Raw genomic sequence first — 15,900 nt, 5'->3', positions numbered from 1 at the left:
AAAAGCCTGGATTTTGTCCGAACCTAGAGTGACTTCGGACAAAACGAAGAGGAGAAGCCAAGATTTTGTCTGAACAAGGCATGACTTCGGACAAAACGATGGGGAGAAGCTGGGATTTTGTCTGAACCTAGTGTGGCTTCGGACAAAACAAAGAGGAAGAGCCTAGATTTTATCTGAACCTGATGAGACTTCGGACAAAACGAAGAGGGGTAGCAGTAGTTTTTGTCTGAACCTGGTGTTGCTTCGGACAAAATGAAGGGGATAAGCGGAACTTTTGTCCGAACCTGGAGTGACTTCGGACAAAACGAAGGGGAGAAGCAAGGATTTTGTCTGAACCTGATGTTGCTTCGGACAAAACTAGGAGGAGGAGCTGGGATTTTGTCTGAACCTGGTATGACTTCGGACAAAACGAAGAGGCAAAGCCTAAATTTTGTCTGAACCTGGTGTGGCTTCGGACAAAACAAAGAGGAAGAGCCGAGATTTTGTCTGAACCTGGTGTGGCTTCAGACAAAACGATGGGGAGAAGCCTAGATTTTGTCCGAACCTGGAGTGGCTTCGGACAAAACAAAGAGGAAGAGCCTAGATTTTGTCCGAACCTGATGTTACTTCGGACAAAACGAAGAGGAAGAGCCGTGATTTTGTTCGAACCTGGAGTGACTTCGGACAAAACGAAGAGGAGAAGCCGGGGTTTTGTCTGAACCTGGTGTGACTTCGGACAAAACGAAGGAGAGAAGCAGGGATTTTGTCTGAACAAGGCATGACTTCGGACAAAACAAAGAGGAAGAGCCTGCATTTTGTCTGAACCTGATGTTACTTCGGACAAAAGGAAGAGGGCAGTCCGAGAAGTTGTCCGAACTCGGTGTAACTTCGGAAAAACCTTGCCAGTGCCAGTCTTTGCATATTAACAAAATATCCTGCCGGTATGAAAAATTTGCCTGTAAATCATATTTGGATGAAAATAAAAGATAATAAGATAAAAGGATGGGGATACATGATGGGGAAGAAGGCGTTGATCAATATCGATTATACATATGACTTTGTTGCGGATGATGGCCGTCTGACTTGCGGAGAGCCAGGGCAAGCGATTGAAGAGAAGCTTGTCGGCGTGACAAAGGAGTTCATCGACCATGGTGACTATGTTGTTTTCGCGATTGATGTCCATGATGAGGGCGATGAGTTCCATCCGGAGACAAAGCTGTATCCACCGCATAATATCCGCGGTACGAAGGGCAGGGACTTGTACGGAAGCCTGCAGAATGTTTATGAAGAGAATAAGCATCTCGATCATGTGCACTATATCGACAAAACGAGATATTCAGCGTTCGCCGGTACTGACCTGGAGATAAAACTTCGCGAGCGGGGAATCACTGAAGTCCATCTCGTCGGTGTGTGTACGGATATTTGTGTCCTTCATACAGCGGTGGATGCTTATAACAAAGGATTTAAGGTTATTGTTTATAAAGATGCTGTTGCTTCCTTTGACCAAATTGGCCATGAATGGTCGCTCCGTCATTTTGAGAGTTCGATTGGAGCGGAGGTCAAGTAAAGCGCAATGAGTTATAACTGCTCGAATGGAGCCGAGTGAAGTAAAACGCAACGAAGTTATCACTGCTCGATTAGGACAAGATTATGTAAAGCGCAACGAAGTTATCACCGCTCGATTGGAGCGTGATCAAGTAATACAGACCGGCGTTTTGTCAGCTACCTATTGAAGGCAGTAAATTGGAGGTTTTTTGATGAGCACGAAATTCAGAGACGACAGCTTGATGCTGCATACGGATTTATATCAATTGAATATGATGGAAACGTACTGGCGCGATGGCGTGCACAATCGCCGCGCGGTGTTTGATTTATTTTTCCGGAAGCTTCCTTTTGGCAATGGCTATGCCGTTTTTGCCGGACTTGAAAAAATCATCAGCTATATCGAGAATTTTGGCTTCACAGAAGATGATATTCAATATTTGAGAGAGGAAGGAAAGTTCGGTGAGGATTTCCTTGCCTTTTTAAAAGACCTGCGTTTTACAGGAAGTATCCGTGCGATGCAAGAGGGTGAGATTGTTTTTGCCAATGAGCCCCTGGTAAGGGTAGATGCACCACTGGTTCAAGCTCAATTGATTGAAACGGCCCTGCTTAATATCGTCAACTACCAGACGTTGATTGCGACAAAGGCTTCACGGATCAAACAGGTGGTAAAGAACGAAATCGCGATGGAGTTCGGCAGCCGCCGTGCACATGAAATGGATGCTGCACTTTGGGGCACGCGTGCTGCGTATGTTGGCGGCTTTGATTCCACTAGCAATGTACGTGCGGGAAAGTTATTCGGGATCCCGATTTCCGGAACGCATGCTCACTCAATGGTACAGGCGTATAGAGATGACTACACAGCTTTTAAAAAATACGCGGAAACGCACAGGGACTGCGTTTTCCTGGTCGATACATATGATACGCTGCGGTCAGGGGTGCCAAACGCAATCAAAGTGGCAAAGGAATTCGGCGATAAAATCAATTTCATCGGCATCCGTCTCGACAGCGGCGACCTTGCTTATCTTTCAAAGGAAGCTCGTAAAATGTTGGATGAAGCCGGCTTTAAGGATGCGAAAATCGTAGCATCGAGCGACCTGGATGAGTATACAATCATGAACCTGAAAGCTCAGGGAGCGAAAATCGATACTTGGGGAGTCGGTACGAAGCTGATCACAGCATACGAACAGGCAGCCCTTGGCGCTGTTTATAAAATCGTTTCAGTCGAGCGGGCAGATGGAACGATGGAGGATACCATCAAGATTTCGTCCAATCCGGAAAAAGTAACGACGCCTGGCATTAAAAATGTATACAGAATCATCAACAAAGCCAACAATCGTTCAGAAGGGGACTACATCACGCTTGAGGGTGAAAATCCGCAGCAGGAAAAGCGGCTGAAGATGTTCCATCCAGTCCATACTTTTATCAGCAAATTCGTCACCAATTTCGACGCGAGGGATTTGCATCATGATATCTTTAATGAGGGCAAGCTTGTATACACCCAGCCGAGCCTGGAAGAAGTCCGCCAGCATTCAACATACTGCTTAGGCGTTCTTTGGGAAGAATACACACGGATGCTCAACCCCGAAGAATATCCAGTCGACCTCAGCCAAAAATGCTGGGATAACAAAATGCGCAATATAGAAGAAGTGAAAGAGAAGGTCATGGAGATGACTGGAGAGAAGCTGTAAAAAGTGATGACTGCTTTCCTAAGGGGCAAGCAGTCTTTTTTATATCGATTGAACCTCATCCTTAGGTAGGTTCTTTTTTTATTGGAAAAATAAACAAAAAACTTATCCGGATGTGTTAACTTTTCATTAGGATAAACGTTATGTATGCGGGAGGTCGGTATGGGAGATGTAAATCAAGATCTTAATTATGAGCTGAACATTGTCTATCGGTACCTGCTGAAGCAGGGGATTGCCCATGTCGATGCAGAGGACATTGTTCAGGAAACCGCATATAAATACTTGCTTTTTAATGATTCGATCCAGCCGGCGAAAACCCGCAGCTGGCTGATTCGAGTAGCGTTGAATTTCCATTATGACCAATGCCGGAAGCTTAGGCGAATCGAGCTTAATATGGAGAATGAACAGCATACATCCAATAGTGAGGAACAGCCTGAAGCAGCCATTTTAACAAAGGAAAACAGAAATGAGCTTGGAGAATTGCTGAGCCGGTTAAAGCCGCAATACCAGGAGTTGTTGTTGTTGAAGTATCAGAGCGGGCTTTCTTACCAGGAAATAGCGCAATTATTAGGCATTAGTGTAAGTTCCGTCAAAACGAATTTGTTCAGGGCCAGGCAGCGGTTAGCTAAGGTATTAAAGGAGGCAGCCTATGACAGAGAATAATAGAGAAAAATCCTCGCAGGATATTGACTTTATGAGCAGTCCTTCCATGCAGAGAGCTATAAAGAAATCGAGAGTGAAGCAGACCATTAAGTACACATTCATCGCCTTCCTTACATCCGCAGTATTGTTGACTGTGATATTTATTGGCAGTGATTATCTCCTGAATAAAAAACTGCGGGATAATCAGAATTATATGGAACGCATGGTGAAGGGCGCAAATATTTCTGGAGAAAGCACTTATTATATCCATAATCTCTTCAGCGTCTTAGGAGAAACAACTTATTATAAGAAAATTGGCGGCCGGCAGATTGTCTGGGATAAAACAACAAAGAAAATCCCTGTATTCGGCCGAACCCAAACCATCCACCGCGGCAGCGGAATGGTTACAACAGATTCCATGGACGAAGAAGCGAAAAGGACGGTCCGTTATAATGATTATAATAACGAACGGAAGATTGATTTCTATTATCCGGGCCTGACATATGACTATCTGCCAAAGGAATTGGATCTTGCTGCTGGTTTGGACGAGAATATGCTTGTTGAGGTTGCCCTATCTTTCAAGGAGCCGATGACATTGGATCAGCTGAGCAAAACGCTTGGACACGAAAATGTCAATTGGCTATGGGTGGATACGACGACTGAACCACAAAGGGCAAGGATGAATGATGAATTAGATGCTGACGGCTTGAAAGTGAAGGGCGGCGGCAATGCTTTTGGATTCGAAGTGACTGAAGAGTACCCTTATTCAGCAAGTAATGGCCAAGGGTATATAGCTGCCTTAGAAGGAGCAAGCGAATCAAGCGCTTCTGTTAAAGAAGCCCTGAAAGCGGTTAAGGCCAATGCCAAAAACGGTGAACTTCTAATCAGCGGGGCGGTTGTTACGGGAACCCCGGAAGAATTGCAGCGTTTCAGGAAGCTGGATTTTATCAGGGCATCGGTACTTGGAGTGACAATTGATAAATATTAACCATCACTATTTCCCTGTTTTTTAAAGGATTTCCCCTAGCTATAAAGAATTATTAGGGAACGAATCTTTTCTAAGGGTGTTGCTGTGTGAATCAATGTAATGCAATCGATTATGAACAATTCATACCTAGGGAAACAGGCTTTATTTTCAAGTTTGAAAAAGTAGGCAACACTTTTATCCATACATTCATTGAGGGGAAACTGATCGAAAAAGTGGGTCTCTGTCCTGAATTTATTGTAGGAAAATCTTTGTTTGAATTCCTTCCGCCCGAGCAGGCTCAGCGCAAAGAGCTTTTTTACGAAAAGGCCTGGAATGGCGAAAATGTTAACTATGAAGGCAGCTTTGGGGGAGTCCAGTACTTAGCCATCCTGAATCCGGTATGCCATAACGGGGTGACGATTGAAGTCATCGGGACAACCATTGATATAACAAAGGAGAAGATAAGGGAGAAGCAGGCCCAGCAAATGGAGAAGCTATCTGTAGTCGGGGAATTGGCAGCGGGAATCGCGCATGAAATCAGGAATCCGCTCAAATCCATGAAAGGCTTCGCTAAAATTGTCAAAGAAAGTGTTTCGGATCAAAAGTTGATTCCATACCTTGATATCATGATGGATGAGATGGAGCGAATCAATCAAATCGTCAATGAGTTCATGTTCATTGCCAAACCGAAAGAAAATGTTCGTTTTCAATACACAAACGTAAATAAATTATTGAGGGACTGTATCCAATTCATGGGACCGCAGGCCAATTTGAAGAGCATCAATATTGAATTGGAAGCGAAAGTACAAATCAATTTGAATTGTGATGGGAATTAGATAAAACAAGTCCTGATCAATCTTCTGCAGAACGCGATCGAAGCCACGGAGAACAATGGCCATTTCATCGGGGTAAGCTTGGAAGAGGCTAGTGCAGATGCCGTTATGATCACCGTCTCTGATAAAGGATGCGGAATACCGGAATCAAGATTCAATCGCCTTTTTGAGCCTTTTTATTCAACGAAGGAAAAAGGAACAGGATTGGGCTTGCTCACCTGCAAACGGATCATCGACCTTCATCAAGGAAGCATTGATATTGAAAGCGAACCTGGGGCAGGCACGACTATACGGATTGTGCTGCCTAGAAATCGAAATGTAGAATCCATGTTGATTGCCGATTAAATAATGCCATGCTTCTTTTCGGAGCATGGCATTTTTGCTGTCGTTCCATAAGACTTATCTGTTAAAATGGAAGAGTAACCCCTTAATTCCCCACATTTTCTCACTGAAAGGAGCCACCTCGCTATGCTGCAAAAAGCCCATCAATTATTGCAAGATCATTTCGGTTATTCTTCATTCCGGTTGGGACAAGAACAGGCAATTTCCTCTGTGCTGGAAGGAAAAAACACAGTCTGCGTCATGCCGACTGGAGGCGGTAAATCGATCGTTTATCAAATCCCGGCTCTCGTGCTGCCAGGGACAACCATCGTGATTTCTCCGCTGATTTCCTTGATGAAGGACCAGGTAGATACGCTCGTCCAGCTAGGCATTCCAGCGACGTATATCAACAGCTCGCTTACTGCAGGAGAAGCTGCCGCGCGAATGGATGATGCCAGGAACGGAAAGTACAAGCTGTTGTACATCGCTCCAGAGCGACTAGGGTCCTGGGAGTTCATCGACGACCTGCAGGACATGGAAATTCCTTTGATCGCCGTCGATGAAGCGCACTGTATCTCGCAGTGGGGCCATGATTTCCGGCCGAGTTATTTGCAGATTTCCGGACTCGCTGACCGTCTGCCGCGAAAACCAATTGTACTTGCCTTGACGGCAACAGCAACACCGAAAGTGCGGGAAGACATTTGCGCTTCGTTAAAAATAAACCCAGAGAATACGGTCATTACAGGGTTTGAGCGAAGTAACCTGAGCTTTTCCGTTGTAAAGGGCCAGGACCGCCAGGCGTATTTAAGGGATTTTATCAAAAAGAACGAAAAGGAAGCCGGCATCATTTATGCGGCGACAAGGAAAATCGTCGATCAGTTGTATGAATGGCTACAGAAGGAAGGTTTCAATGCCGCCCGCTACCACGCAGGCATGAATGATGAAGACCGGAACAGCGAACAGGAGCGATTTTTACAGGACGAGGCGTCTGTGATGGTTGCGACTTCGGCTTTCGGAATGGGAATTGATAAGAGTAATATCAGGTACGTTCTCCATTTCCAGATGCCGAAAAATATGGAAAGTTACTATCAGGAAGCTGGCCGTGCCGGTCGTGACGGCTTGGACAGTGAATGTACCGTGCTGTATTCATCACAGGATGTCCAGGTTCAGCGCTTTTTGATTGATCAGTCTGCTGATCGGGAACGAATTGCGCCTGAGTTGGAAAAATTGCAGCAAATGGTCGGATACTGCCATACCGAGGAATGCTTGCAATCTTATATCCTTCATTATTTTGGCGAGACAGAGACAGAGCCTTGCGGACGCTGCGGCAATTGTACCGATTCCCGCGAGACAGAAGAGGTCACGAAGGATGCGCAAATGGTGCTTTCATGCATCATCCGGATGGGCCAGAAATACGGAAAGGCCATGACGGCTAATGTATTGACAGGCTCGCGGAATAAAAAAGTCCTTGAGTTCCGCCTGGATAAATTGCCGACTTATGGACTGATGAAGGACCGCAATGCCAAGCAGGTCAATGACTTGATTGAGTTCCTGATCTCCCAGGAGCTGATCGGCGTCGAGCATGGGACATACCCGACGATTTATGTGCCGGAAAAAGGGAAGGATGTTCTGCTCGGAAAAACGCAGGTCTTCAGGAAGGAAGCGGTGCGGGTCAAGCAGGTTTCAAACGATGATCCATTGTTTGAAGAACTGCGTGAGTTGCGTAGAGAGGTTGCCGCTGCGGAAAAAGTAGCGCCATTTATGATTTTCTCGGATTCTTCTCTGAAGGATATGTGCCTGAAGCTGCCGCTGACGGATGTGGAGTTTCTCAAAGTGGCTGGTGTTGGAGAACACAAGCTGCAGAAGTATGGTGCCCCATTCATTCAGCTGATTATCGAGTTCTGCGAGAAGCATCCCGAGCGCCAGCCAGTGAAGAATGCTGTTTCGGAACCGGTGAGGAAACCGGCTAAAAAAACTATCGGTGATTCCCATCTGGAAACCTACAAGCTGCATCAGGAAAAATTGTCAGTAGCCGACATCGCCGCTAAGCGCGAACTGGCAGAAAGCACGGTCGAAAACCACCTGATCCAGTGTATCCAGCAGGGAATGGAAGTCGACTATGACGTGCTGATTCCTTCTGGGTATATCGACGACCTCGAACAGGCCGTCGCAGAAGCAGGACGTGACAAGCTCAAACCCATCAAGGAACTGCTGCCTGATGATGTCAGCTATTTCATGATCAAGGTATTTCTCTATATGTCTAAGAAAAAGGTACATTAGGACGAAGCCCGCGGGCTTCGTCTTTTTTTAGCAATTCTTTTAAGGATGTTTCCCATTTATAGTCACAAAAAATGATTTGAATGTCCCGATAAAACAGTAATCAGTGCCCGTGAAAAAGGAAATCGAGGGAGCGCGGTCACAAGAAAGGGAAACATGTGCCCGTGAAAGATGAAATCGATAGAGCATGGTCACAAGAAGTGCGTGACCAGTTTATCGTCACGTAAACGGTTTTAAATTCCCCCCAAAAAATAGCATCCTCTCAAATTACCGCCACTGCACTACTCTCTATACGCCCTCCTCCAACCAGAATAGAATTAAATATCTTAAAAAAATACTTTTCTGAATAATTAAAAATGGTAAAATATAACTAGTGTCGAAAAAAGGTGGTGTTAGGATGCATCCTATTACGATTATTGAGATATTGTTGGCTTTGGGTTTAGTGTTGTTGCTTCTGGGCATTACTTTCCTTTTGCCCATGAAGAAGCGGAATTACGCTATAAAGATAATCGTGGTTGTAATTGTAACAGAGTTGGCTTTTTTCGCGCTTCGTCCTCTCTGGATCGACTATCATCGCGACATCAAAACGGAACAGCTGACTGAATACCTGGAAAAGAGGTATCCGGGTGAGGAGTTCAAGATCAGTTACCGCACGAGCAGAAGCTACAATCCTTATCATCTGGAGGTCAGGTTCAACAATGAGCCGGGTTGGAGTTACTCCTATTCTGTCATCGAAAATAGAATCAAGCAGGTAAGCATTGGCGTGCCGGATATGCAATTGCCTGATGAAGGTCTCCATTATGAGGATTTGGGAGATTGAGAGAAAGGTAGTATCAAGCAGCATAAGTTCTATAAAATAAAGTCCATCAGGAGGCTTCATGGTTTATTTTAAAAAGGCAATCGAGCAGTTTGTGTTGTGGATCGTCTGCGTATTTTTGTTTATTGGGATATTGTTTTTGCCGGCTAAGACGGATTTTGAAACAGGAAAGGGCGGGCAGTTCAAATCCGCCAGCTATGACTATGAATTGGACATGCATATTCAGAATATCAAAGGTTTCTTTACTTATATAAAGGAGAACCCTGACCTTGGAGAGTTTGTCCCTGGCCAGTCGTATGCGAATCGGATTGCGGGCAAGGCGTGGAAAAGCTTGCTTTTGATTGTGCCCACCTTGATTCTGGCCTATATTCTAGGCATCTTGAAAGGGATCTTTGATTTCAGGATGCAAAAAAAGAAGCTGAATTTTCTTGGCAATGGGACGACGTGGCTGTTCATCTCGATGCCAGATCTCTTTTTCATTATCATCATTCAGATTGGCCTGATGTTTTTATATGAAAAAGGTTTGTTTTTCCATGTGACGTTATATGGAAGTGAAAAGCTGGAAACCTATGTGGTTGGGATTCTATTTCTGCTGATTTACCCTGTTTTCTATCTTGCCAATATCACCAATGTAAGTCTGCAGGAGCAGGAAGGAAATGATTACATCCGGACCGCGAAATCAAAAGGAACTCCGGGAATGAAAATATTGTTCGTACATATCTTGAAAAATTCGTTACCTAGGATTCTGGCGCATGGAAATACAATCACCCTTTATGTATTATCGAACCTATTTATCGTTGAAAAATTGATGGATTTTCAGGGTGCAGCAGATGGGCTGTTTAACGCGGTGCTGAGGGGCACTGGCTTCAGGATCGGGATGGAAATGATGGTCGACGGTATTTCTGCCGCCTGTTATACGGTCTTTTTTGCTACAATCATCTTGGTTTCGAATCTGGTCACACAGATTTCCAAGAGTCTTGTCACCCCGGCTTCACAGGAGATGAATCATGAATAAATCATTATTTTTTGGCCTTACGATCTTGTCATTTCTATTGGTTATTGCGCTCATAGCACCATATCTTCCGTTCGTAGATACATCATTGAAAGAAACTGTGATGAAGCAAAAAGAAGGTGGTGGATTCGAGCTTCCGCCATTTGCACCATCTGCGGATTTCCCGATTGGCTCTGATGCTAATGGCAAAGATTTATTGAGCAGGGTGCTTTTGGGTACGAAAGAAACGCTGTTAACGATTCTCGCCATCGTCCTGATTCGTTACATCATCGCGATTCCGCTAGCGATGGCAAGTTTTTATACGAAGTTTTTCCATCGCATACTGGTCATGTGGAATCGATTGTTCTCATTTATGCCGCCGATTTTCTTTGTCATCTTGATTATTGGCACACCATTTGTTACTTTTTCCGATAATCGATATCTTTGGATCATGCTTGTGCTCGCTCTTATTGAAGCTGGCAGGGTTGCCGATATCTTTTACCAGGGAATGGTCGATATCTCAAAGAAGCCTTATGTGGAGGCCGGGATTGTCTCTGGTTCATCGGCTTTGACCATGCTGAAAAATTACTATTGGCCGCCACTAAGGCCGTCTTTCATCGTCCAGTTTTTCTCGGACCTTGGGAGAACACTATTTCTCATTGGCCAGCTTGGAATCGTGGAAATCTTTTTGAGTGTCGAATTCGTATCCCAACTCAGTGGAGGGTACAAGGCGATGAACGCCTCCAATGCTTGGCCGACCTACTTTGCAGAGATTACCCATCACATCTGGTCACACCCATGGCTGCCGATTACCGGTACCGTCGCCATCGGTATTACGATATTAGCCTTCTCAATGACCAGCAGCGGACTGCAGCAATACTTTGATAAAAAGTATAAAAGAGCATAAATGGAGGGAGGAGTGTAACAGGCACTTCTCCCCTTTTGTTTAAAAATGGGTGATTTAGTTTATCTATTTATGTAACCTTTTGAACGGAACTCCTGACAAATAGATAAAGAGTTTTTTTCAACAGGAGGGTCGGGCAATGAAAAAATTATTGATGGTATTGCTGATGGGTTTGCTGGTAACCGGCTGTGGAACGGAAAACCAGGTATCGAATAATGACCAGGATCAAGGAGGTGCCGGAATCGTGGCAGGAGAAATGGCTGCAAGTTTGACAGAGGAAAGCCCGTTGATTTTTCAATATGAAGTGAAGAATCAGACGGAAGAAGAAGTGGTTCTCGAATTCACGAGTTCACAAAGATATGATTACTCGGTAAAAACGAAGGATGGCAAAGAGGTTTTTCTGTTCTCAAGCGTTGCTAACTTTTTACAGGCTTTGGGAGAAGAGACTGTGAAGCAGGGGGAGTCGTTGACATATGATATTGACCTTCATGAGCTTAACCTTGAAAAAGGAGATTATATTCTGACCGCCTGGATGACTTCGAAAGACGGCAAGAAATACGAAGTATCGAAGGAATTTACTGTCGAGTAAAAGTAAGTACATTCAAAATCAGGAAAGCGGATGGATTTTTCCTCCGCTTTTTTATTTAAGGAATTCAAATAAAGCAATAATAATGGAGACCGAGCTGATTCCCGTTCCTACAATCCATTTAATCAGTTGAACCTGACTTTTGCTTACGGTTTGTTCCAGATCAGAAGTAGTCACAAATTCCTTCTCAGCCAGCATCTGTTCCATTAAAATCCTGACATCGCTATTGTCCAGCTGATTTTGTACTGTCTCCTGAAAGTTCTCTTGTAAGCTCTCTAGTTCCTCTATTTTCATTTCTAATTCTTTTATTTTTATCTCCAATTCATCCATCAAATGACCTCCTTCTTTGTCCTTTTCCAATATTCTATTCGTAAAATAAGCTGGTGTTGAGGTTTCCGGCTGAATGCAGTGCCCAAATTTGAAAAACGTAGGCAAATTCCCCAAACTATTTGCCTAAAATAACATACGGTGATTAGGAATGGTGTAAACACCCAAAGGAGAAAGGAGAACATTCATGTACAGACATCCAATTAGGACACCTTTTTTACCACAGGCAAGAACATTTGGAACGGGTGGTTTTAGCCCATTGGCAGCTGGATTGATAGGGGCAGGACTAGGGTATTTGGGAGGAGAAATACTAGACGGGCCGGACGTTGGCGGATTTGGTTATCCGGGGGGATTTGGATACGCAGCAGGCCCTGGAGCATATTCCGGATATCAAGGAACACCAGGGTACGCAGGGTATGGATATCCAGGAATACCAGGATATGCAGGGTATGGATCTCAGGGGATCCCATGGAATGGAAGTTATGGATACCAGGGCAACCCTGGATTTGGCGGACCTGGATATTATACTCCGAGACCTGCCGGATTTGGCTGGTAAAAAATATATTATTAGGCCGGTGCGTTTCGCAATCCGGCCTTTATTATGATAAAATCTGACTTAGCTAATTCACAGCAAAGGACGGAAATGATGAGCAAAACGATACCTGTTAAAAAGAATGATTATATAGATGTTGAGTTTGAGGATTTGACGCACGACGGAGCGGGTGTGGCCAAGGTTGATGGATACCCGATTTTTGTTCAGGGCGGACTTCCTGGCGAAAAAGCAACCATCAAAGTGACCAAGGTGAACAAGGGGTACGGTTTTGGACGCTTGATGGAGATTCTTGAAAGAAGTGCATTCCGGGTAGAGTGTCCGGCTGAGGATGCCCATAAATATGGAGGCTGTCAGCTGCAGCATATTAGCTATGAGGGGCAGCTAAAGTATAAAGAAAACCAAGTGAAGCAAGTGCTGACGCGGATCGGCAAGCTTGAGGATGTTGTGGTACACCCAATTTTGGGAATGGACAACCCGTGGCATTACCGGAACAAAGCACAGGTGCCGGTTGGTGAGAAGGACGGGAAGCTGATTGCAGGCTTCTTCAAACCGCGCAGCCATGAAATTGTTGATACGAATGAAAGCCTGTTGCATCTCCAAGAAATCAACGAGGCAATTAAGGCGGTAAAAGAAATCGCCAGCGAGCTGGGCATTCAGCCATATAATGAGGAAAACCATAAAGGTGTGCTTCGCCACATCATGGCCCGTTACGGAAGACAGACCGGTGAACTGATGGTTGTGATTGTGACAAGGACAAATGAGATTCCTCAGCAAAAGAAGCTGGTCAATGAAATCGTCGCAAGGCTGCCTAAGGTAAAATCAATCGTCCATAACGTGAACTCGAAGAAAACAAATGTCATCATGGGAGACAAAACGGAGGTTCTCTGGGGCAGCGAGGTCATTTATGACTATATCGGTGACATCAAGTTCGCGATTTCCGCGCGTTCGTTTTACCAGGTGAATCCTGAACAGACAAAAGTGCTTTACGACAAAGCACTTGAGTATGCTGAACTTACAGGCGAAGAGTCCGTGATTGATGCCTACTGCGGCATCGGCACGATTTCGTTATTTTTAGCGCAAAAAGCAAAAAAGGTATTCGGTGTCGAAATCGTTCCCGAAGCCATCGAAGACGCTAAACGAAACGCCGAACTGAACAGCATCACCAACACTGAATTTGCAGTCGGCGAAGCCGAAACCGTCATACCGGCATGGTACGAAGAAGGCAACAGCGCCGACGTATTGGTCGTCGACCCACCGCGAAAAGGCTGTGACGAGGCATTGCTGCAGACTATCATTAACATGAAACCGAAGAAGGTTGTGTATGTATCATGTAACCCGGCCACCTTAGCCAGGGATTTGCGCATCCTTGAAGACGGCGGGTACAAGACAGTAGAAGTACAGCCAGTTGATATGTTCCCCCAGACGACACACTGTGAAGCTGTTGCGAAAATTGTATTAGCATAAATAAATTGGTGAGCCTTATCCTTTGATGGATAAGGCTCTTTCTTTGGCCATCCATTTATAATAACTCCCCAGTAGGAAATACTGTAAAAATAAATGGTAAAATGGGGGACAAAATCATGCCGGAATTGCCAGAGATGGAAACATATAAAACATTGCTGGGGTCATTGATAGGTGGGCAAAAAGTTTCGAATGTTGAGGTTGGGCGTGAAAAGTCTATTAACGTACCGGTTGACGAGTTTACGAGACAAGCTTCAAATCAAGCTGTAAAAACAATTACTAGAAGGGCAAAATATTTAGTTTTTCAATTACAGGATGGCAAATGTTTATTGTTACACCTGATGCTTGGCGGTTGGATGTTTTTTGGCAAAGAGGAAGATAAACCAAACAGGACGATTCAAGTAAAGCTATCATTCGGCGAACAGCACTTATTTTTCATTGGACTGCGATTAGGCTACCTGCATCTTTTATCACCTGAAGAGGTCCAGGAAGAGTTCAAAAAACTGGGGCCTGAAGTGCTTGATTCTGATTTTACATTGGATGCCTTTCATCAAATCATGCAAAAACGAAGAGGAACAATCAAAACAACATTAATCAATCAAGAAGTGCTAGCTGGAATAGGGAATGGGTATTCCGATGAAATTCTTTGGCATGCAGAGATTCGCCCTGATAAAAAAATCAATGATCTTGACGATCAACAATTATCACGGCTGTATCATTCGATTCAATTCATCCTTAGAAGAGGAGTGCAACAAGGAGGTTATATGGAAAACCCGCTTTATAAAGGGGATGGCAAAACAGGGGGCTATCAATTTTATGTTTATGACAGAGAAGGTGAACCATGCTCTCGGTGCAATGCTTCCATTATAAAAAGCGAAATCTCTTCACGAAAAACTTACTTTTGTCCCAATTGCCAGCAATAAATGAAATTTTGTAAACACCCATTGTGGCTGTTATGAAATTAGAGAGTCTTATCCCATAGCGGATGAGGCTCTTTTAGTTAGTCTGTTTTATTTCCATCTTTTGGTGTGTTATATTGGTGTGAGTCATTAGAAGCCCTGAAGGAAAGGGCTAACATAAATGGGAGTGAACTGAATTGGATAGTATCATTTTTGATTTGGATGGAACCATTTGGGATCCGATAGACACTGTACTTAGTGCATGGAACGGCGTTATACGAAAAAGTAATCTTATAAATAGTGAATTAACCCGCATGGATTTTGAAGGTACGATGGGTTTACAGATGAATGAAATAAGCAGGAAACTCTTTTCCACTTTAAATGATACAGAACGACAAAATCTAGTAAAAGAACTTTGCGAAGTAGAACAATCTCTCTTAGAAGAAAACGGAGGGGTTCTTTTTCACAATGTAGAGAATGTCCTGAAGGAGCTCTCTCAAAAATACAAACTATACATCGTCAGTAACTGCCAAGATGGGTACATAGAAGCTTTTTATAAGTCTCATAGACTTGAAAAGTATTTTTTAGACTTTGAAAACCCAGGTAGAACGGGCCTGTCAAAAGGTGAGAATATTAACTTAGTTATTGAAAGAAATAACTTATCAAGCCCAGTTTATGTGGGGGACACACAAGGAGATTTAGAAGCAGCCAGATTTGCTAAGATTCCCTTTATTTATGCTGAATACGGATTTGGCCAAGTAAGTGAATATGATATGAAAATTAAAAGTTTTGAAGAACTTTTAAGAGTATTCTAGTGGATGGTTAACGAATATTTGAAGTCAACACTATTTAAATCCGTACATAAAGGAAGGGTAAAGTATGAAGAGAATACCTTTTATTTTAATGATGGTTTTGCTGGTCATGGCTGCAGGCTGCTCACAGACTGAAGTGAAGAATGATATGCCACCAGCAAACGAGGAAGAAAATCAAACTGTTGATCCTGACTTAGATAACAACAACGAAGAGGAAGCGCAACCGTCTGAAACAGATGGTGCTTCAGATGAACAAGTCTCAGAGAATATGAATATCGACGAGTACCTGAATGCGCACTAT

16 protein-coding genes are annotated in these 15,900 nt (G+C 44.0%); 15 read left to right on the top strand and 1 reads right to left on the bottom strand.

Annotated elements, in window-relative coordinates:
• Nucleotides 1-991 precede the first annotated feature (991 nt).
• The 11 genes from AB5I83_RS19040 to AB5I83_RS18990 all read left to right on the top strand — a co-directional run bounded on the left by AB5I83_RS19040 (nucleotide 992) and on the right by AB5I83_RS18990 (nucleotide 11,550).
• Nucleotides 992-1,546 (top strand): cysteine hydrolase family protein, encoded by a 555-nt coding sequence (locus AB5I83_RS19040; protein WP_448977628.1) that lies wholly within the window; start codon nucleotides 992-994, stop codon nucleotides 1,544-1,546.
• A gap of 190 nt (nucleotides 1,547-1,736) precedes the next feature.
• Complete coding sequence (locus tag AB5I83_RS19035) at nucleotides 1,737-3,212, top strand: nicotinate phosphoribosyltransferase (RefSeq protein ID WP_448977627.1); 1,476 nt, start codon at nucleotides 1,737-1,739, stop codon at nucleotides 3,210-3,212.
• Nucleotides 3,213-3,371: 159 nt separating this feature from the next.
• Nucleotides 3,372-3,872, top strand: coding sequence for an RNA polymerase sigma factor (locus tag AB5I83_RS19030; RefSeq protein WP_167832401.1), 501 nt, complete (start codon nucleotides 3,372-3,374; stop codon nucleotides 3,870-3,872).
• Nucleotides 3,859-4,839: an anti sigma factor C-terminal domain-containing protein gene (locus AB5I83_RS19025; RefSeq protein WP_448977625.1), complete on the top strand. Its 981-nt coding sequence runs from the start codon at nucleotides 3,859-3,861 to the stop codon at nucleotides 4,837-4,839. Before AB5I83_RS19030 ends, AB5I83_RS19025 begins: the two co-directional genes overlap by 14 nt.
• 86 nt (nucleotides 4,840-4,925) lie before the next feature.
• Nucleotides 4,926-5,654, top strand: a complete 729-nt coding sequence (locus tag AB5I83_RS19020) for a histidine kinase dimerization/phospho-acceptor domain-containing protein (RefSeq protein ID WP_448977623.1) — start codon at nucleotides 4,926-4,928, stop codon at nucleotides 5,652-5,654.
• Nucleotides 5,655-5,996: a sensor histidine kinase gene (locus AB5I83_RS19015; RefSeq protein WP_448977644.1), complete on the top strand. Its 342-nt coding sequence runs from the start codon at nucleotides 5,655-5,657 to the stop codon at nucleotides 5,994-5,996.
• Between the two features lie 123 nt (nucleotides 5,997-6,119).
• The gene (recQ, locus tag AB5I83_RS19010) at nucleotides 6,120-8,252 is read left to right on the top strand and encodes a DNA helicase RecQ (protein WP_448977621.1); all 2,133 of its coding nucleotides are present in this window, start codon (nucleotides 6,120-6,122) and stop codon (nucleotides 8,250-8,252) included.
• A 394-nt stretch (nucleotides 8,253-8,646) separates the two neighbouring features.
• Entirely contained in the window at nucleotides 8,647-9,069 is a 423-nt protein-coding gene (locus tag AB5I83_RS19005) for a hypothetical protein (protein WP_448977619.1), read from the top strand.
• Between the two features lie 58 nt (nucleotides 9,070-9,127).
• Nucleotides 9,128-10,081, top strand: a complete 954-nt coding sequence (locus AB5I83_RS19000) for an ABC transporter permease subunit (RefSeq protein ID WP_448977617.1) — start codon at nucleotides 9,128-9,130, stop codon at nucleotides 10,079-10,081.
• Nucleotides 10,074-10,964, top strand: coding sequence for an ABC transporter permease subunit (locus AB5I83_RS18995; RefSeq protein ID WP_448977615.1), 891 nt, complete (start codon nucleotides 10,074-10,076; stop codon nucleotides 10,962-10,964). The genes AB5I83_RS19000 and AB5I83_RS18995 overlap by 8 nt, the downstream gene beginning before the upstream one ends.
• 136 nt (nucleotides 10,965-11,100) lie before the next feature.
• Entirely contained in the window at nucleotides 11,101-11,550 is a 450-nt protein-coding gene (locus AB5I83_RS18990) for a BsuPI-related putative proteinase inhibitor (protein WP_448977613.1), read from the top strand.
• Nucleotides 11,551-11,601: 51 nt separating this feature from the next.
• On the opposite strand, the gene AB5I83_RS18985 is transcribed toward AB5I83_RS18990, so the two are convergent.
• The gene (locus tag AB5I83_RS18985; RefSeq protein WP_167832393.1) at nucleotides 11,602-11,877 is read right to left on the bottom strand and encodes a hypothetical protein; all 276 of its coding nucleotides are present in this window, start codon (nucleotides 11,875-11,877) and stop codon (nucleotides 11,602-11,604) included.
• Nucleotides 11,878-12,061: 184 nt separating this feature from the next.
• Between AB5I83_RS18985 and AB5I83_RS18980 the strand changes: the two genes are divergently transcribed.
• The 4 genes from AB5I83_RS18980 (at nucleotide 12,062) to AB5I83_RS18965 (ending at nucleotide 15,602) form a co-directional block, all read left to right on the top strand.
• Complete coding sequence (locus AB5I83_RS18980; protein WP_448977611.1) at nucleotides 12,062-12,430, top strand: hypothetical protein; 369 nt, start codon at nucleotides 12,062-12,064, stop codon at nucleotides 12,428-12,430.
• 90 nt (nucleotides 12,431-12,520) lie between these two features.
• The gene (gene rlmD, locus AB5I83_RS18975; RefSeq protein WP_448977642.1) at nucleotides 12,521-13,891 is read left to right on the top strand and encodes a 23S rRNA (uracil(1939)-C(5))-methyltransferase RlmD; all 1,371 of its coding nucleotides are present in this window, start codon (nucleotides 12,521-12,523) and stop codon (nucleotides 13,889-13,891) included.
• A 116-nt stretch (nucleotides 13,892-14,007) separates the two neighbouring features.
• A complete protein-coding gene (gene mutM, locus AB5I83_RS18970; protein WP_448977609.1) occupies nucleotides 14,008-14,811 on the top strand; it encodes a bifunctional DNA-formamidopyrimidine glycosylase/DNA-(apurinic or apyrimidinic site) lyase in 804 nt (267 codons plus the stop codon).
• A 173-nt stretch (nucleotides 14,812-14,984) separates the two neighbouring features.
• The gene (locus AB5I83_RS18965; RefSeq protein WP_448977607.1) at nucleotides 14,985-15,602 is read left to right on the top strand and encodes an HAD family hydrolase; all 618 of its coding nucleotides are present in this window, start codon (nucleotides 14,985-14,987) and stop codon (nucleotides 15,600-15,602) included.
• Nucleotides 15,603-15,900: the final 298 nt, after the last annotated feature.

The organism is Mesobacillus sp. LC4, from assembly GCF_053543455.1.
The sequence above is the reverse complement of the archived record's forward strand: the minus strand, read 5'-3'. Positions and strand labels throughout refer to the sequence as shown.